Here is a 16,814-nt window from a genome sequence, read left to right on the forward strand (position 1 = left end):
TCCCCTCTCCACCTGTGGGACTCGAAGAGCTGCGGAGCAGAGAGAGAGGGACTCGCAGAGCTGCGCAGCAGTGGAGCGACAGAGCGGAAGGGTGAGGGGGCCACCGGGCGACTCCGACTGACGTTGAATCACTTGAATCCCGTATCAGCTCAGGGTGCGGGGCAGGTCCTGCAGGGCGATGACGTCCAGGGTGGGCGTGCCCTGCCGGAACGCGGCGAGGTACCCGCTGACGGTGCCGCCCGCCCGCTCGACCAGCCGGGCGAGGGCCTGGGCGGTGCCGCCACTGGCGACGACGTCCTGCACGATGGTCACGCGCTTGCCGTTCAGGCGCTCGGCGTGCGGGCCGTCCAGCCAGAGGGTCTCGGCGACGCCCAGGGTCATGCTGGGCACGTCCTGAATCAGGGGCTGCTGCATGTACGTGCGGCGTTTCTTGCGCGCACACACGTACGGCAGGCCCGAGCGGTCACTCAGTTCGTGCGTCAGCGGCAGGGCGTTCGTGACGACGGTCAGGAGCACCTCGGTCCCTGCCGGGATCAGGGCGACCATCTCCTGCGCGACGGCCTTGGTGAACTCGCTGTCCCCGATGAATTCCACCAGGGGCACGCGGCCCATGCCGCCCGCGCGGACGGTGGGGAGGGTGCGGCTTACGTCGCCGATGGTGACGGTCAGTTCCTGCGGGGCTGTGGTCATGGCTCAGGCTAACGCACGTTGGTCAGCCGAGGTCGGCAGGACCGGACGACACGGCAGGACCCCCTCCGCATGGGAGGGGGCCATGAGGGGAGCGTTTACTTGAACAGGGGCAGGTGGCCCAGCGCGGTCACTTCGGGGCGTTCCTGCCCTTCGGTGAACACGGCGACGACCGCCGCGACTTCCCCGCCGACTTCCTCGATGATCTGGCGGATGGAGTGCAGGGTGCCGCCGCTGGAGACCACGTCGTCCACGATGGCGACCTTGCGCCCTTTGATCTTCTGCACGTCGAAGCCGTCGAGGACCAGCAGCTGCGGTTTGCCGGTGGTGATGCTGACGACCTCGCGGGCGACGGGGTCGACCATGTAGGGCTTCTGGGTCTTGCGGATGACGATGTACGGCTTGCCGCTTTCCCGGCTGATGACGTGCGCGAGGCTCAGCGCCTTGACTTCGGGCGTGACGAGCACGTCGATGTCGGCGGGGAGTTTCTGCGCAAGTTCGCGTCCGGCTTCCTCGGTGACGTCGGTGTCGCCGAGCATGTTGAACAGGGCGACCTTGATGTCCGGGGAGACCGGCACGATGGGCAGGTCGCGGGTCACGCGACCGATCTGAACCTTGAACGTGTCCACTTGACGCAGTGTAACGCGCGGCGGCGTGGGCGGGGTGACCCGGCCGCTGTCCGTACAGTAGGGGGGTGAAGGCGTGGTGGCGGGGCGGGGTGGCGGCAGGGGCACTGGCGGCGGCACTGCTGGGTGCGGGCGGCGCGGGCGCAGCATCGACCGGGCCGTTCGGGATCGAGGTGCGGTTCCTGGGCGCGCCGCTGGGGGCCGCGCCGCGCTCGGCGGTGAACGAGGCGGCGCGGCGGGTGTCGGCGCTGATCGCGTCGCCGTTCGAGCCCGTGCGGGTGGACGTCCCGGCGGGCGAGTGCGACCGGGGGCTGCCCGCGCTGCGGGGCCGCCTGACGCGGCTGGTGGTGTTCGTACGCGTGAAGCGGCTGGATGACGACCTGTACGCGACCGGGATGCCCTGTGACCTGCATGACGGGTCGTTCCTGCCGATCTACGGCGTGGTGGACCTGAACAGCTCGGGGCTGTCGGATCTGCCGCGCACGGACGTGCTGGACACGATGATTCACGAGTTCCTGCATGTGCTGGGCGTGGGGACGCTGTGGGAGCGGGACGCGCGGGTGTCGCTGAGTGGCGAGCAGGATGAGCGGGTGTTCCTGAGGCGGCAGGGAAAGATCACGCTGTACGTGGCGCCCCGCGCAGTGGCGGCCTTCCGGGCGCTGGGCGGCCAGGGCGCGGGCATTCCCCTGGATCCGGACCTGGGGCACTGGGCGGGGGGGTCGTGTGTTCGGAGGTGCTGTCCGGTTCGTCCGGGGAGTACACGGGGCGGCTCAATCCGGTGAGTCCGCTGACGCTGGGCGCGCTGGAGGACCTGGGGTACCGGGTGCAGGCGGGCAGGGCCGCGCCGTTCCGGCTGCCGGTGGGGGCCTGCCCGGTGCAGGCGGACTCGCCGGCCGTGCCTGCCGGGGGCTTTGCGAGCTGCGCGGCGGCGCGGGCGGCGGGGGCGGCGCTGCCGCTGCGGTGGGGGCAGCCGGGCTACCGGCCGGGCCTGGACGGGGACGGGGATGGACTGGCCTGCGAACGCTGACGGGCCGGGGGCGGGGCTGTCCGGACAGGTGCGGGTGAATGTCTAATTGTTGACTTGTTTTGTCGCCCATAAAGGTTTACCTTTTTTGTCAATGATTGCCTCCGCCCCCACCCGTCAGCCCACGCGCACGGACCTGAGCGCGCTGAAGTTCAATCAGGTCACGGTGGTGTTCGTGACGCTGCTGGCCGTGATCCTGACCGTCCCGGCCCTGACGCTGGTGCTAGGCGCGGCCATGCTGGTCGGGGCCGTCATACCCGACCTCTCCCCCATGCGCGCCGCGTACCGCCTGCTGGGGCCCGCGCTGGGCCTCAAGCCCGAGGTCGTCGAGGAAGACCCCCGCGCGCACCACTTCGCGCAGGGCGTGGGCGGCAGCTTCCTGCTGGCCTCCGCGAGCTTTACACTGGCGGGTCGCCCCGTCGTCGGGGCGGTGCTGGGCGTGATCGTGATCGCCCTGGCCGTTCTGAACCTCTCCCAGAAGATCTGCGTGGGGTGCGTGATGTACTTCCAGTACCGCCGCCTCCGTTACCAGCTGCTCAAACGCTAAGGACCCATCATGAGTGACATCGAAGCCCTGAAGAAAGCCGTACCGCCCTTCCAGATTTTCGACCTGATCCCCCAGTACGCCGAGCAGGGATTCATCGACCCCGAGCGGATCGACCTGCTCAAGTGGGCCGGGGTGTACCCGCAGCGCCCGCAGGAGGACGGCTTCCTGATGATGCGCGTGCGCGTCCCCGCCGCCGAGTTCTCCAGCGCGACCATGCGCGAGGTGGCGAACATCGCCGAGGAGTACGGTCGGGGCTTCCTGGACGTCACGGACCGGCAGGCGTTCCAGTTCCACTGGCTGACCATTCAGGATATTCCGCGCATCTTCGAGCGGCTGGAACCGCTGGGCCTGCACCCCAAGGGCGCGTGCGGCGACACCGTGCGCGCCGTGATCGCCAGCCCCCTGGCCGGCCTGGACGCCCGCGAGATCATCGACGTGCGCCCCCTGGCCCACGCCATGGAAGGCACCCTGACCGGCAACCCCGACTTCCAGGACCTGCCGCGCAAGTTCAAGATGAGCATCACGGCGGTGCCGGAACTGGAAGGCATCCACATGATCAACGACATCGGCTTCCTCGCGCACCGCGTGAACGGTGAGGTCGGCTTCGACGTGTGGGTGGGCGGCGGCCTGGGCGCCGTGGCGCACCTGTCCAAGCGCCTGGGCGTGTTCATCCGCCCCGAGGAGGTCGTGGAGGTCGGGCAGGCCATCACCGCCGCGTACCGCGACCACGGCTACCGTCAGAACCGCAAGAAGAGCCGCCTGAAGTTCCTGATCAAGGACCTGGGCGTCGAGAAGTTCCGTGAGATCGTCGAGAACGACTACCTGGGCCGCAGGTTGCATGACGGTCCCGCCGCGCCTGTCGCGCGCTTCGGCGGGAACGACGTGCTGGGCGTGAACCCGCAGGCGGACGGCCTGAACTACGTGGTCGTGGCGACCACCGTGGGCCGCATCGACCCCACCAAGGCCCGCGTCCTGGCCGATCTGGCCGACCGCTACGGCAAGGGCGTGCTGCGCACCACCGCGTTCCAGAACATGGTGATCCCCCACGTCGCCACGGACGACGTCGAGGCCCTGAGCGCCGAGCTGGCCGCGATCAACCTCGCGCCGAAGGCGACCATCCGGGGCACGACCATCGCCTGCACCGGAAACCAGTTCTGCCGCCTCGCGCTGACCGAGACGAAGGCCCGCACCGCCGCGCTGGTCGATCACCTCGAACCGCTGACGCTGGCGATGGACGTGCCGTTCACGATCAACCTGACCGGGTGCAGCAACGCCTGCACGCGTTATCAGGTGGCCGACCTGGGCTTCATGGGCGCCAACAAGACCGACAAGGACGGCACCGTGCACGAGGTGTACAACGTGCACCTGGCCGGGAGCATCGGGCAGGCGCAGCGCACCGGCACCAAGCTGAAGGGCGCGGTGCCCGCCGAGCAGCTGAACGCGTACGCGGAAGCGGTCCTGACGGACTTCCAGGCGAACAAGCACGCGGGGGAGAGCTTCGTGGAGTACGCCGACCGCGTGGGCGCCGACCAGTTCACGCCGGACGCCGTGCTGGGCGGGCGTGAGGCGGTGACGGCGTGACCGCCGTGGCCGAGCAGGCCGTGGGGACGGGCCGCGTGGTGTGGCTGACCGGCCTCAGCGGCGCCGGGAAAAGCACCCTGGCGAGTGCCCTGCACGAGGAACTCCTGGCCCGCGGCGTGGCCGTCGAGCTGCTGGACGGCGACGCGGTGCGCGAGAACCTCAGCAAGGGCCTGGGCTTCTCGAAGGCCGACCGGGACACGAACGTGCGCCGCATCGGCTTCGTGGCGGGCCTGCTCGCCAAACACGGCGTGACGGTCCTGGTCAGCGCGATCAGCCCCTACGCCGACACGCGCCGCGAGGTGCTGGCCGGCCTGCCGGACGCGCTGGAGGTCTTCGTGGACGCCCCGCTGGACGTCGTGACGGCGCGGGACGTGAAGGGCCTGTACCTGAAGGCGATCGCCGGGGAGATCCCGCACTTCACCGGGGTCAGCGATCCCTACGAGGCGCCCGAGAGCCCGGACCTGCACCTGCGCACCGACCGCATCAGCGTCGAGGACGGTGTGCGGCAGCTGCTGGAGAAACTGGGCGTATGACCGCCACCTCGCCCCGACCCGACTTCACGCCGGACAGCGACCCGCTGGACGTGATCCGCTGGACGCTTGAAACGCACCCGGACGTCCTGATGCCCAGCGCGTTCAACCTGAACGGCGTGGTGCTGCTCGATCTGGCCGTGAAGGCCGGGTACCGGGGCGAGGTGGTGTTCGTGGACACCGGCTACCACTTCCCCGAGACGCTGGCGACCCGTGACCGGCTGGCCGCCCGCTACCCGGAACTGACGTTCGTGACCCTGCACGACGGCGCGAGTCCCGAGGACGGACAGACCGACCCGGCGCTGTACGCCAGCGATCCGGACGCCTGCTGCGCAGTGCGGAAGGTCACGCCCCTCCAGGCGTACCTGCGCAGCAAGGCCCCGTCGGCGCTGCTGAACGCCCGCAGCCGCGATCAGGCGAGCACCCGCGCGGACATCCCGTTCATCGAGGACGGCGCGCGCGTGAAGGTGAACCCGCTGGCCCACTGGACGCGCGAGATGCTGGAAACCTACGCGCGGGAGCAGGACCTGCCGGTAAACCCGCTGTACTGGGACGGCTTCCTGAGCGTCGGCTGCTGGACCTGCACGCGCGCTGTGCGCCCCGGCGAGGACGCCCGCGCGGGCCGCTGGGCCGGGAAGGGCAAGACCGAGTGCGGCCTGTGGGCCGGGGAGAACAGGCTGTGACGCGCCGCTGTTGACCTCCGCGCCCTGTACCGCCGCCTGAACCCTGAGCGGCCTCTCCTGCCCCGAATAGTTGAGTCTTTTCATCAAGAGGTCCGACCCATGACGATCCTGCTGCCCACCACCTCCACCCTCCCCAGCCCCCTCGGCGGCACCCTCGTGAATGGCGTGCGCCGCGCCGGCCACGACTTCGATCCGGCGGAACTCGCCGCGCTGCCGCGCCTGAACATCGGCGAGCGCACCCTGGCCGACCTGGAGATGCTCGCCACCGGCGCGTACTCCCCCCTGACCGGCTTCGTGAATGAGGCGGACTACCTCTCGGTCATCGAGCGGCTGCGCCTCGCGGACGGCACGCCCTGGAGCATCCCGATCACGCTGCCCGTGAGCGCCGAGCACGCCGGGCTGCGCGGGCGCGTGGTCCTGAGCTTCGAGGGTCAGGACGTGGGCTGGGTGGACGTGCAGGAGGCCTATACGGCCCGTAAGGCCTGGGAGGCGCGCGAGGTGTACCGCACCGAGGACGGGACGCACCCCGGCGTGGCGGCGCTGTACGCGCAGGGTGACTTCAACCTGGCCGGGCCGGTCGCGCTGTTCGAGGTGCCCAGGGGCCACTTCCCCCGCCACCACCGCACGCCCGCCGAGGTGCGCGAGGTGATCGAGGCGCGCGGCTGGCGCTCTGCGGTGGCGTTCCAGACCCGCAACCCCATCCACCGCGCGCACGAGTACCTGCAGAAGGTGGCGCTGGAACTCGTGGACGGGCTGCTGCTGCACCCGCTGGTCGGCACGACCAAGGGCGACGACGTGCCCGCCGCCACCCGCGTGCAGGCGTACGAGGTGCTGCTGGAGGGCTACTACCCGCAGGCCCGCACGCTGCTCAGCGTGTACCCGGCGGCCATGCGCTACGCCGGGCCGCGCGAGGCGATCCTGCACGCCCTGTCGCGGCGGAACTACGGCGTGACGCACTTCATCGTGGGCCGCGATCACGCGGGCGTCGGCAGCTACTACGGCACGTACGACGCGCAGGAGATCTTCAGCGCGTACACGCCGGAGGAACTGGGCGTGCAGATCCTGAAGTTCGAGCACACCTTCTACTGCAACTCCTGCGGGCAGCTCGTCAGCCCCCGCACCTGCCCGCACGACAGCTCCCACCACCTCGTGCTGAGCGGCACGAAGGTCCGCGAGAAGCTGCGCGCCGGGGAGAACCTGCCCGCCGAGTTCACCCGGCCCGAGGTGGCCGAGGTGCTCCGCGCCGCGTACGCCGACAAGGCGTAAGCCCCGAGCTGAAGGAAACCTGAAGAGACGGTGGGCACCGTCACACGCGCGCGCCCGCCGTCCCGCTTGAAATGCAGCATCCCACCCCGGAGGGCCCCATGACCCGACTCACCCTACCCACCCTGCTGACGCTGAGCCTGCTGACCACCGCCGCCGCCCAGGACGCCCAGACCGTGCGCCTGGGCTTCTTCCCCAACCTCACGCACGCGCCCGCGCTGGTGGGACTGGAACGCGGCACCTTCCAGAAAGCCCTGGGCAAGGTGAAGCTGGACGCCAAGGAATTCGTGTCCGGCACCACCCTGACCGAGGCCTTCGCCGCCGGGCAGATCGACATCGCGTACGTGGGCCCGGGCCCGGCCATCAACGCCGCCGGGCGCGGCATGCCCGTGCAGTTCCTGGCGGGGGCCAGCGAAGCGGGCGCGGTGCTGGTCGTGCGCAAGGACAGCGGCATCAAGTCGTACAGGGATCTGGCCGGGAAGCTCGTCGCCGTGCCCAGCCTGGGGAACACACAGGACATCAGCCTGCGGCACATCCTGAACGAGAACGGCCTGAAGTCCAAGACGGACGGCGGGAACGTCACCATCACGCCCGTCGCACCAGTTGACGTGCTGGCCGCCTTCGCCGCCAAGCGCGTGGAGGCCACGCTGGTCCCCGAACCCTGGGGCGCGGCCCTCGAAGCCCAGGGCCACAAGGTCATCGGAACCGAGAAGACCGTCTGGCGCGACGGGAAATACCCCACGACCGTCGTGATCGTGAACGCGAAGTTCGCGCAGGCCAACCCGCAGCTCGTCGCGGCGTTCCTGAAAGCGCACACCGAGGCGGTGGCGTTCATCAACAAGAGCCCTGTGGGTGCACAGACGGCCGTGAACGCACAGCTGCTCAAACTCACGGGGGCGAAACTCGACCCGCGCGTGCTCCAGCGGGCCTTCTCCAGAACGCGTTTCACGACCAGCCTCGACCTGGCCGCACTGACCGAGTACGCCAAGTTGAACGTGGAAGCCGGGTACGCCCGCAGCGCGCCGGACCTCGCGCCGTTCATCCGCAAGTGACCTCGGGGAGGAACCGATATGACCGCCCTCTCCCCTGACCTCCAACCCACCCGCGCCGCCCAGGGCCAGAACCGCTGGCAGACCCTGGTCACCCAGCTGGCAGGCCTGCTGGTCATCCTGGGCGCGTGGTGGCTGGTCACCGACGTGTTCAAGCTGTACCCGCCGTACGTGTTCCCCGGCCCGAAAGCCGTGTGGACCGAGATCAGCTACGGCCTGTGGGGCACCGGCCCGCAGGACGGCAAGCTGCTGTCCGCCATCGGCGGAAGCCTGCGCCGCGTCCTGACCGGGTACGTGATCGCCGTGCTGCTGGGCGTCGTGGTGGGCCTGATGATGGGCGCGTGGCGACCGCTGCGCACCACGCTGGGCGCGTACCTGACCGGCATCCAGAGCGTCCCCAGCATCGCGTTCGTGCCGTTCGCGATCCTGTTCCTGGGTCTGAACGAACGCGCGGTGCTGTTCGTGGTCATCCTGGAAGGTTTCATTCCAGTGGCGTTGGCGGTGTCCGGCGCGCTGCTGAACGTGCCCCCGGCGCTGCGCGTGGCGGGCCGCACCCTGGGGGCCAGTTCGCTGGGCCTGATCGTGCGCGTGCTGCTGCCCGCCAGCGTGCCCAGCATCCTGACCGGACTGCGCACCGCCTGGAGCTTCGCGTGGCGCGCCCTGGTCGGCGGAGAGCTGCTGATCGCCGGGGCCGCCAGCCTGGGCGAGCAGCTGGAGATCGGCCGCAACACCGCGAATGTGGCGCTGGTGCTGGCGACGATCATCATCATCGGCGTGATCGGCGGGCTGTTCGACTCGCTGTTGCGCGCCGCCGAGGGCCGCGTCCGGCGCGACTACGGCCTGGAGGTGCCACAATGACCACCACCATGAACCGCGCTGCTGCCGCCCCCCGCACCGCCGAACGTGGCGGCGCGCCCCTGAGTCTGGACGGCGTGACGTACCACTACCAGGGCCGCCGCGCGGCAGGCGCGGGTGTCGGCCCCCTGAACCTGGACGTGCCGGGCGGTGAGTTCCTGTGCGTCGTCGGGCCGTCCGGCAGCGGCAAGAGCACCCTGCTGAGCCTCCTGGCGGGCTTCCTGAAACCCCAGCGCGGCCAGATCACCCTGGGGGGCGAGGTCGTGCGCGGTCCGCACCCCCGCCTGACGCTGGTGCAGCAGGAGGCCGCGCTGTTCCCCTGGCTGACCGTCTCTGGGAACGTCGCCTTCGGCCTGCGCGGCGTGCCCCGCGCTGAACGCGACGCGCGCGTGCAGGACGCGCTGCGTCAGGTGGGCCTGGACGGGTACGGCCCGCGCCGCCCGCACGAACTCAGCGGCGGGCAGCGCCAGCGCGTCGCCCTGGCCCGCGCCCTGGTCACCCACCCGGGCCTGCTGCTGCTCGACGAGCCGTTCAGCGCCCTGGACCACGCCACCCGCACCGCCCTGGCTGACGAACTGCTGACCCTCTGGCGGCAGTCCGGCGTGACCGTCGTGTTCGTCACGCACCAGCTGGAGGAAGCCCTGCACCTCGGGCAGCGGGTCGTGGCCCTGCGCGGCGGTCAGGTGGCGCTGGACGCCCCCGCCGCGCAGACGAGCGTGGATGACCTCAAACGCCTGCTGGGCGAGTAGCCCAACCCGCAGACCCGAGGCGGCGCCCTCTGCTCCCGGCAGAGGGCGCCGCTTCCGTCTGGTACGGGGTTCCCATGACTGGGATCACGGGTGCTCACGCTCCGTTCTTCCCAATGTGGGATTCGCAGAGGTGCGGAGCGACGCGACGAATGAGGGGACCTCGGGCCTGCCCTGACCGGCGTGACATCAACAGAGTCCCGGGTCAGTGGCAGTCGCGGCCGGTCAGGCCGCACTCGGCGCGGGGTGTGAAGGGGGCGGCCAGTGCGGCCTGACCGATGCTCCAGGCGGCGCTGGCGGCGTCCTGCACGAGGGTCGTGCTCAGGGTGGTGTCCTGCGGGGTGTGGTAGTGCCCGTCCAGGCCGCGGTGCAGGAACGCGGCGGGAATGCGGACCTCCTTGAACGTGGCGTGGTCGCTCAGGCCGGTGGTGCCCAGGCTGCGGCCGAAGGTCTCGCGGGTGGACTGCGCCTCGTCCTCGAATTCACGCAGGCCGGGGCGGGCGGCGCGGATCAGGGGCAGCAGGTCCTCGGTGGCGGCGACGCCCAGCGGCTGGGCGCTGACGCCGACCATGTCGAGGTTGATCATGGCGCGGGTCTGTTCCATGGGGTACGCGTACGCCCGGACGAACTGGCGGCTGCCGATCAGGCCGAGTTCCTCGGCGTCGAACAGCGCGAACCACGCCCGCTCGGCCTCCGGGGTGCCTGCCGCGCGCCGCGCGAGGTCCAGGACGGCCAGCACGCCGCTGGCGTTGTCGTTCGCGCCGTCTGAACCGGGCACGCTGTCCAGGTGCGCGCCGTAGATGACCTGCGGCTGCCCCTCGACCCGCCGGGCGACGAGGTTCGCGGCCTGCACGGTCTGCTGCCCGGTGCGGGTGGTGAAGGTGACAGTCTGCCCCAGGTGCGCTTCCAGCGCCGACCCGGCTTCCCGGTCCAGCACGAGCATGGGCAGGGGCGTGGCGGGCGCGCGGGACAGGGCGGGCGTGGCCGGGCAGTCGTCGATGATCGCCACGCCGAACGCGCCTTGGTCGATCAGAGCCGCGGCGAACCGCCCCCAGGGGCGCGCGGGGCAGTGCGTGACGGCCAATTGCATCTGCAGGTCCAGGGTTTCGAGTTGCGCGTCGCTGGCGTCGCCGGGCACCTCCACGAGGCGACCCTTCTGGTCGAAGCCCTGCGAGCCGTACAGGGCGCGCCCCGTGACGTTCAGCCCGCCGGGTCCGGTGACGCTCGCGCCGCCGTCCGTCCAGACGTCCAGCGGGAAGGTGTCGCGGGTGACGTGGTAGCCCAGCGCGGTCAGCTTCGCCTGCGCCCAGTCCAGAGTGCGGCCGTGTCCGGGCGTGCCGGGCGTGCGCGGCCCGAAGGTCTTCAGGGTCGCCCAGTCGCCCACGACGCTGCCCTGGCGCGCGGCGGGGTCCAGCGGTGGGTTCACGGGCCGGGTGGCCCAGCTGTACGCCCACCAGCCCAGTGCGGCGGCGCCGAGGACGGGCAGGATGATCTTCCACGCGGGAATGGCGGGTCGGGTGGGCAGGGCGCGGGTGCGGGGGTACATGCTGACTCCTTGATACGCCGCCCGGGCGGGCCGGGTTGCCGCAGGTGCCGCGCCACGGTGGACGGGTCACGGGGCGCGGGTCACTGCATGCGTTCGGCGCGCCACGCTAGACTGCGGATTGTGAACGTCAGGAACTTCTCGATCATCGCCCATGTGGACCACGGGAAATCCACCCTCGCGGACCGCATTCTGGAGCGGCTGGGGGCCATGTCCGAACGGGACAAGCGCGACCAGACCCTCGACACGCTGGAACTCGAACGCGAGCGCGGCATCACCATCAAGAGCACCCCGGTGCGCCTCACGTACAAGCGTGAGGACGGCGAGGAGTACACCTTCAACCTGATCGACACGCCCGGCCACGTGGACTTCAACTACGAGGTCTCGCGGTCCCTGGCGGCGTGCGAGGGCGTGCTGCTGCTCGTGGACGCCTCGCAGGGCGTCGAGGCGCAGACCATCGTGAACGCGTACCTCGCCATCGACAGCAACCTGGAGATCGTGCCGGTCATCAACAAGATCGACCTGCCCGCCGCCGACCCGGAAGGCGCCGCGCAGGAACTGGAGGAAGTCATCGGGATTCCCGCGTCGGACGCCGTGTTCGCGTCCGGCAAGGCCGGAATCGGCATTCCCGAGATCCTGGAAGCCATCGTGGAGCGCATCCCCGCGCCCAGCGGTGACCCCGAGGCGCCCCTGAAGGCGCTGATCTTCGACTCGTTCTTCGACGCTTACCAGGGCGTGATCCTGTTCGTGCGGGTGCTGGAAGGCACGCTGAACCCGAAGGATCAGATCCGCCTGATGAACGCCGGGAAGAACTTCGAGGTGGACAAGGTCGGCACGTTCAGCCCCGGGCTGGTCGTGGGGCAGTCCCTCCCGGCGGGCGCGGTCGGCTGGGTCGCGGCGGGGATCAAGGACATCCAGGACGCGCAGGTGGGCGACACCCTGACCGGGCGCGAGCGGCAGACGGCCGAGCCGTTCCCCGGCTTCAAGCCCGCTCAGCCCGTGGTGTTCTCGGGCCTGTACCCGACCGACACCGAGGACTACCGCAAGCTGCGCGACGCGCTGGAGAAACTGAAGCTGAACGACGCGGCGTTCTCCTTCGAGCCGGAAACCAGTGAGGCGCTGGGCTTCGGGTTCCGCTGCGGCTTCCTGGGCCTGCTGCACGCCGAGATCATCCAAGAGCGCCTGGAACGCGAGTACGACCTGGACCTGATCGCCACGGCGCCTGCCGTGGTGTACCGCGTGACCCTCACGAACGGCGAGGTGTTCGAGACGCAGAACCCGGCCGAGTTCCCCACCCGGGACCGCATCACGACCGTGGAGGAACCGTACATCAAGCTGAGCATCATGCTCCCCGAGGATTACGTGGGGCCGGTCATGCAGTTGCTGCAGGAGCGGCGCGGCTCGATGATCACCATGAACTACGTCGGCAAGCGCGTGGAGCTGCTGTACGAGGTGCCGTTCGCGGAGATCCTGTACGACTTCCACGACCGCCTCAAGAGCATCAGTCGCGGGTACGCCAGCATGGACTACGAGCAGCTCGGGTACCGCGAGGGCGACCTGCGCAAGGTCGACATCATGGTGAACAACGAGATCATCGACGCGCTGGCCGTGATCGTGCACGAGACCAAGACGTACGGGCTGGGCCGCAAGATCGTGGACAAGATGGCCGACGTGATTCCCCGGCAGATGTTCCCCGTGCCGGTGCAGGCCGTGATCGGCGGGAAGATCATCGCGCGCGCCACCGTGAAGGCGTTCCGCAAGGACGTGCTCGCCAAGTGCTACGGCGGGGACATTTCCCGCAAGAAGAAGCTGCTGGAAAAGCAGAAGAAGGGCCGCGCCCGCATGAAGCAGTTCGGGACGGTCGAGGTGCCGCAGGAGGCCTTCCTGGCGGTCCTCAGCACCGAGGAATGAGCCGGGCCTGACGCGCGGGGAGCCTGACCGGGCTCCCCGCGCGTCTCCTTCCGTCCCCCGCTCGTTCCGGGACTCGCTGGGCGGCGCAGCCACGGCGGCCGGGACCCTGTCCGGCGGCAGTGCTCTGGGCGCGTCACGGGGGACTACCCCCCCAGGTGGGGGTGGGCGGAGTTCCCCCATGCAGCGGGGGTGGGGGATTGACAGGTGCGTGAGGGTTCTGTCAGACGCGGACGCGTACCCTGAGGTTCATGAGCGCCGGGTCCAGCCTGTCCAGCCCTGCCCGCCCACGCGGGTTGCGGGTGCGCACGACCCTGCGGGCGCAGTTCACGCTGGTGATCTTCCTGCTGGCGTTCCTGCCGAATCTCGTGATGACCCTCATGGCGCAGCCCGCGCTGCCCAGCGGCGCGATCATCGCCTGGATGGTGCTCGTGGGCGCCACGTGCGCCCTGGTGGGCTTCGTGCTCAGCGGCGCGCTGCTCACGTCGGTCAGCCGACTGCGCGCCGAGGTCATGCGTGGACAGTTCGGCGAGCCGCACCACGACGACCCGCTGGAGATCCTGTCGCTGCGTCAGGCCTTCACGGACCTGCTGGGCCGCCTGAGTACCGAGCAGGCGCGCCGCAACGCGTTCATGGCGACCCTGGTGCACGACCTGAAGACCCCGCTGATCGCCACGGGGCACCTCACGAAGATCATCACGACCATGCCCGTCCCGGACGCCGAACGCCGCATGATGGGCGAGCAGATCCAGGCCGAGACGGCGCGGCTGCTGGCGCTTGTGCAGCAGATGGCCGACGCGCACCGCTTCGAGCAGGAGCAGGTGCAGGTGCGCCTCGCCCCGGCGGACCTGCGCGCCCTGCTCGAAGAGGTCGCCGCGCGGGTCGCCACGCAGGCGCAGGAGCAGGGTGTGCAGATCCGCGTGTCCGGGCATGGCGTGGCCGCCGCCGACGCGCCCGTCCTGGAACGGGCCGTCACGAACCTCACCGTGAACGCACTGCGGTACGCCCGGACGCACGTCACGCTGGAGGTCACCCCGTCGGGCCTCACCGTGACCGACGACGGCCCCGGCCTGCCCGCCCCGCTGGACGAACTCGCGCAGCCGTTCAACGCGCAGCCCACCACCATCGCCGGGCAGCAGTACACGTCCGGCACGGCGGGCCTGGGCCTGTTCATCGTGCGCCGCATCGCGCAGGCGCATGGCGGCGACCTGCACTACGACCGCGTGCCCGCCACGCTCCCCGAACACCCACCGGCGCCTCCACCTGACGATCAGCCCGCGCCCGACCCCGCTGCCCTGACCCGCTTCACCCTGTCTCTCCCGGAGGTTCAATCATGAGATTAGTCATCGCCGACGACCACCCCCTCTTCCGCATGGGTCTGAAGTACGCCCTGATTCACCAGGGGTTCGACGTGGTCGCCGAGGCCAGCGACGGCCTGGCCGCGCTGGAAGCCTGCCGGGCCCTGCAGCCCGACGCGGCGCTGCTGGACGTGAAGATGCCCGGCATGACCGGCATCGAGGTCTGCGAGCGGCTGCGTCAGAGCAACCCCCGGCTGGTCAGCGTGCTGATCACCACCTTCGCGGAGCCCGCCATCGTGCAGGCGGCGCGCGCGGCCGGGGCGCGCGGGTACGTCAGCAAGGAGACGGACCCGGAGAGCCTCGCGCGGCAGCTGCGGGACATCGTGGCGAACCCCGACATTGACCGCCTGCCGCACGTGGACGTGCCGCGCCTGACGCCGCGCGAGTCCGAGGTGCTGCCCCTGCTGGCCCAGGGCTACAGCAACAAGGAGATCGCGAAGAACCTCGGCGTGAGCCCCGACACAGTCAAGGACCACCTGGCGCGCCTGTACGCGAAACTGGACGCCGGGGACCGCACCGAGGCGGTCAGCCGCGCCCGCAGCATCGGCCTGCTGCACTGAAGCGGACTTTATCGCGCCGCCCCTCCCCGCCGGGGGTACGGGGCGGCGCGCGTCATGTGCCGCACGGAACGGGCCGGGCCGACCCTACACTCGCGGGATGAAGACTGCCGCCCTGATCACTGGTGCCGCCCTCCTCCTGAGCGGGTCTGCCGCCGCGCAGACTGCCCCGACCGGCGTGCAGGTCTGGGGTGGGCTGGGTACTGACGCGTACATCCTGCCGACCCTCAGCCTGGGCCTGAGCGCGGACGTGGTGCGCCAGCCGCAGATGACCGTCGCAGTGCGTGGCGGCGCCAGTCTGACCCTTCTGCCGCTGCCGGACGCGACCGGTCCGGTGCCCGTGTACAGCGCAGAGGTGCTGCTGCGCGGAAACGAGCCCGGCATGAACCTGTACGGCGGACCGAGTATCGGGAATATCGCAGGCCTCGCGTGGGTGCTGGGCGGCGTCGCGGGCGTTCAGGGTCCCCTGGGTCAGGGGAACTGGGGGTACTTCGGGGAATTCAAGGCCCGGTACCTGCTGGGCGTGGGCGAGGTCGTGCTGCTCCCCGGCGTGAACCTGGGCGTGACCTACCGCTTCTGACTTGTCCGCCGCGCAGGCGAGGTATCCTGGCGATCTCTCGGCTGCCACCCTGCGCACAGAATGAGGAATCTTAAGCTTTCTTCACGTGTGGTCGCGCTGGCCGCCTTGCTGTTCGCCACGCCGTCCCAGGCCCAGTCAGCCGGGCGGGCGCCCCTGCTGTGGACGCACAGCGGCCTTGAATTCATGGTGTTCCCCACGGCGGGCGTCGGGGCCAGCCTGCCGCTGGGGCGCGTGGACCTGCGCGCGCAGTTCGGGGCGGTCTACACCCGCTGGATGCCGGGCACGGACGGCACAACGCCCCTCCAGGTGAACCTGAACGCGCTCTACACCTGGCCGCGGGGGAACGTCGTGTGGTACGCCGGTCCGGGCGCCGGACTCTTCGGAGACCCGATTCTCGTGGGCAACGTAACCGGTGGCGTGCGGGGCGAGTACGGCAGCGGCCCGCTCGGTTGGTTCATTGAGGGGCAACTGCGGGGCCGGATCAAGCAACCGCACCTGGAAGTGTTGCCCACCCTGCACCTGGGCCTCACGTACCGGTTCTGACCGCAGTTTCCAGTTGCGTTGGAAGGCCAGCGGCGCGCCCTTCAACTCCGCCTCCCCCGGGGAGTCGCGCTGCCCGGTTCAGGAAGCCTGACAGCAGAATTCAGGAGTCTCTAAGGGAGCCTTCACTACTCCTGAACGAGCAGCGCGAGCATATGAAAAAGACAGCGGTTGGAAGTGGAAATGGAGGGCGTGGTTTTAGCGCTTTAATGGAACTGGAAACCGCTGTCAGATCGACCCCATGCACCGCGCAGAGACCCTGGGCGTCCGATAAGGCACGCCGCAGGGGGTAGGGTTGATAGCCTGCACCCAGCATGAGAATCCTCAATATGTCTTCACGCGCCGCAGCCCTGGCCGATCTGTTGCTGACCCGGTGGGCAGGGTCGGCACGCTGACGGCTGTGCCGCGCCTGGGTGTGGACGGCCTGCTGCTCGTGGGACCGGTCGTATCGGCCGACCTTCTGTTCAGCGGCGCGGACGTGGGCGTCTACGGCGGACCGTCCGCTAGACTGTTCCTGGCGGGTCAGGGAGGCTGGCGGGCCGGGGTGGTTGGCGGGTACCGCAGCCGCACGCGCCCGGATCTGGGCTTCTTCGTGGAGGGCGGCATGCGGTACACGGTGGTGCGGGACGCCTTCACCGGTTTCGTGGCGCCCCCGCCGGGGCAGGCGCCCACGCCGCCCCGTGATCTGACGCTGGTGTCGCCCAGTCTGCGCCTGGGCGTGACGTACCGCTTCTAAA

The 16,814-nt window shown here is 70.1% G+C and carries 19 protein-coding genes; 16 read left to right on the plus strand and 3 right to left on the minus strand.

Annotated elements, in window-relative coordinates; all coding sequences use genetic code 11:
• Positions 1–144: 144 nt before the first annotated feature.
• Together SY84_RS02630 and SY84_RS02635 are read right to left on the minus strand one after the other, a co-directional pair.
• The gene (locus tag SY84_RS02630) at positions 145–690 is read right to left on the minus strand and encodes a phosphoribosyltransferase family protein (RefSeq protein ID WP_046842703.1); all 546 of its coding nucleotides are present in this window, start codon (positions 688–690) and stop codon (positions 145–147) included.
• Between the two features lie 95 nt (positions 691–785).
• Positions 786–1,316 carry a phosphoribosyltransferase family protein gene (locus SY84_RS02635; protein ID WP_046842704.1) on the minus strand — a complete coding sequence of 177 codons (531 nt, stop codon included), beginning with the start codon at positions 1,314–1,316 and terminating at the stop codon, positions 786–788.
• A gap of 65 nt (positions 1,317–1,381) precedes the next feature.
• Here SY84_RS02635 and SY84_RS02640 point away from each other — a divergent pair, with 65 nt between their 5' ends.
• From SY84_RS02640 to SY84_RS02685, 10 genes are all read left to right on the plus strand, one after another.
• Positions 1,382–2,095, plus strand: a complete 714-nt coding sequence (locus tag SY84_RS02640) for a hypothetical protein (RefSeq protein ID WP_046842705.1) — start codon at positions 1,382–1,384, stop codon at positions 2,093–2,095.
• Positions 2,092–2,340, plus strand: coding sequence for an excalibur calcium-binding domain-containing protein (locus SY84_RS16770; RefSeq protein WP_046842706.1), 249 nt, complete (start codon positions 2,092–2,094; stop codon positions 2,338–2,340). The genes SY84_RS02640 and SY84_RS16770 overlap by 4 nt, the downstream gene beginning before the upstream one ends.
• Before the next feature lie 91 nt (positions 2,341–2,431).
• Complete coding sequence (locus SY84_RS02650; protein WP_046842707.1) at positions 2,432–2,884, plus strand: DUF4395 domain-containing protein; 453 nt, start codon at positions 2,432–2,434, stop codon at positions 2,882–2,884.
• Between the two features lie 9 nt (positions 2,885–2,893).
• Positions 2,894–4,465, plus strand: coding sequence for a nitrite/sulfite reductase (locus tag SY84_RS02655; RefSeq protein WP_046842708.1), 1,572 nt, complete (start codon positions 2,894–2,896; stop codon positions 4,463–4,465).
• Positions 4,462–4,998: an adenylyl-sulfate kinase gene (cysC, locus tag SY84_RS02660; RefSeq protein WP_046842709.1), complete on the plus strand. Its 537-nt coding sequence runs from the start codon at positions 4,462–4,464 to the stop codon at positions 4,996–4,998. Before SY84_RS02655 ends, cysC begins: the two co-directional genes overlap by 4 nt.
• Positions 4,995–5,678 carry a phosphoadenylyl-sulfate reductase gene (locus tag SY84_RS02665; protein WP_046842710.1) on the plus strand — a complete coding sequence of 228 codons (684 nt, stop codon included), beginning with the start codon at positions 4,995–4,997 and terminating at the stop codon, positions 5,676–5,678. The genes cysC and SY84_RS02665 overlap by 4 nt, the downstream gene beginning before the upstream one ends.
• Positions 5,679–5,777: 99 nt before the next feature.
• On the plus strand, positions 5,778–6,944 hold the full coding sequence (sat, locus tag SY84_RS02670; protein ID WP_046842711.1) for a sulfate adenylyltransferase: 1,167 nt from the start codon (positions 5,778–5,780) through the stop codon (positions 6,942–6,944).
• A 98-nt stretch (positions 6,945–7,042) separates the two neighbouring features.
• Positions 7,043–7,993 (plus strand): ABC transporter substrate-binding protein, encoded by a 951-nt coding sequence (locus SY84_RS02675; protein ID WP_046844878.1) that lies wholly within the window; start codon positions 7,043–7,045, stop codon positions 7,991–7,993.
• 18 nt (positions 7,994–8,011) lie between these two features.
• Positions 8,012–8,848 (plus strand): ABC transporter permease, encoded by an 837-nt coding sequence (locus SY84_RS02680; RefSeq protein ID WP_046842712.1) that lies wholly within the window; start codon positions 8,012–8,014, stop codon positions 8,846–8,848.
• Complete coding sequence (locus SY84_RS02685) at positions 8,845–9,594, plus strand: ABC transporter ATP-binding protein (RefSeq protein WP_046842713.1); 750 nt, start codon at positions 8,845–8,847, stop codon at positions 9,592–9,594. The genes SY84_RS02680 and SY84_RS02685 overlap by 4 nt, the downstream gene beginning before the upstream one ends.
• 202 nt (positions 9,595–9,796) lie before the next feature.
• Here the strand turns inward: SY84_RS02685 and SY84_RS15730 are convergent, their stop codons facing one another.
• Positions 9,797–11,137, minus strand: a complete 1,341-nt coding sequence (locus tag SY84_RS15730; RefSeq protein ID WP_052751016.1) for a M28 family peptidase — start codon at positions 11,135–11,137, stop codon at positions 9,797–9,799.
• Positions 11,138–11,224: 87 nt separating this feature from the next.
• On the opposite strand from SY84_RS15730, the gene lepA reads away from it, so the two are divergent.
• The 6 genes from lepA (at position 11,225) to SY84_RS02720 (ending at position 16,813) form a co-directional block, all read left to right on the plus strand.
• Positions 11,225–13,045 (plus strand): translation elongation factor 4, encoded by a 1,821-nt coding sequence (gene lepA / locus SY84_RS02695; protein WP_046842714.1) that lies wholly within the window; start codon positions 11,225–11,227, stop codon positions 13,043–13,045.
• 248 nt (positions 13,046–13,293) lie between these two features.
• Positions 13,294–14,379, plus strand: coding sequence for a sensor histidine kinase (locus tag SY84_RS02700; RefSeq protein ID WP_046842715.1), 1,086 nt, complete (start codon positions 13,294–13,296; stop codon positions 14,377–14,379).
• Positions 14,376–14,960 carry a response regulator gene (locus SY84_RS02705; RefSeq protein WP_046842716.1) on the plus strand — a complete coding sequence of 195 codons (585 nt, stop codon included), beginning with the start codon at positions 14,376–14,378 and terminating at the stop codon, positions 14,958–14,960. Before SY84_RS02700 ends, SY84_RS02705 begins: the two co-directional genes overlap by 4 nt.
• A 97-nt stretch (positions 14,961–15,057) precedes the next feature.
• A complete protein-coding gene (locus tag SY84_RS02710) occupies positions 15,058–15,537 on the plus strand; it encodes a hypothetical protein (protein WP_046842717.1) in 480 nt (159 codons plus the stop codon).
• 87 nt (positions 15,538–15,624) lie between these two features.
• Positions 15,625–16,080 carry a hypothetical protein gene (locus SY84_RS02715; protein WP_046842718.1) on the plus strand — a complete coding sequence of 152 codons (456 nt, stop codon included), beginning with the start codon at positions 15,625–15,627 and terminating at the stop codon, positions 16,078–16,080.
• 397 nt (positions 16,081–16,477) lie between these two features.
• Positions 16,478–16,813 carry a hypothetical protein gene (locus SY84_RS02720; RefSeq protein WP_046842719.1) on the plus strand — a complete coding sequence of 112 codons (336 nt, stop codon included), beginning with the start codon at positions 16,478–16,480 and terminating at the stop codon, positions 16,811–16,813.
• The last annotated feature ends 1 nt before the right edge of the window (position 16,814 follow it).

Origin of the sequence: Deinococcus soli (ex Cha et al. 2016), from assembly GCF_001007995.1 — a bacterium.
GTDB classification, from domain to species: Bacteria; Deinococcota; Deinococci; order Deinococcales; family Deinococcaceae; genus Deinococcus; species Deinococcus soli.

Bases quoted from the DNA above. Each gene is read 5' to 3' on its own strand.
- SY84_RS15730 (WP_052751016.1), bottom strand. From the start codon at position 11,137: ATGTACCCCCGCACCCGCGCCCTGCCCACCCGACCCGCCATTCCCGCG.
- SY84_RS02655 (WP_046842708.1), top strand. From the start codon at position 2,894: ATGAGTGACATCGAAGCCCTGAAGAAAGCCGTACCGCCCTTCCAGATT.
- SY84_RS02680 (WP_046842712.1), top strand. From the start codon at position 8,012: ATGACCGCCCTCTCCCCTGACCTCCAACCCACCCGCGCCGCCCAGGGC.
- SY84_RS02675 (WP_046844878.1), top strand. From the start codon at position 7,043: ATGACCCGACTCACCCTACCCACCCTGCTGACGCTGAGCCTGCTGACC.
- sat (WP_046842711.1), top strand. From the start codon at position 5,778: ATGACGATCCTGCTGCCCACCACCTCCACCCTCCCCAGCCCCCTCGGC.
- SY84_RS02650 (WP_046842707.1), top strand. From the start codon at position 2,432: ATGATTGCCTCCGCCCCCACCCGTCAGCCCACGCGCACGGACCTGAGC.
- SY84_RS02685 (WP_046842713.1), top strand. From the start codon at position 8,845: ATGACCACCACCATGAACCGCGCTGCTGCCGCCCCCCGCACCGCCGAA.
- lepA (WP_046842714.1), top strand. From the start codon at position 11,225: ATGCGTTCGGCGCGCCACGCTAGACTGCGGATTGTGAACGTCAGGAAC.
- SY84_RS02700 (WP_046842715.1), top strand. From the start codon at position 13,294: ATGAGCGCCGGGTCCAGCCTGTCCAGCCCTGCCCGCCCACGCGGGTTG.
- SY84_RS02705 (WP_046842716.1), top strand. From the start codon at position 14,376: ATGAGATTAGTCATCGCCGACGACCACCCCCTCTTCCGCATGGGTCTG.
- SY84_RS02710 (WP_046842717.1), top strand. From the start codon at position 15,058: ATGAAGACTGCCGCCCTGATCACTGGTGCCGCCCTCCTCCTGAGCGGG.
- SY84_RS02665 (WP_046842710.1), top strand. From the start codon at position 4,995: ATGACCGCCACCTCGCCCCGACCCGACTTCACGCCGGACAGCGACCCG.
- SY84_RS02630 (WP_046842703.1), bottom strand. From the start codon at position 690: ATGACCACAGCCCCGCAGGAACTGACCGTCACCATCGGCGACGTAAGC.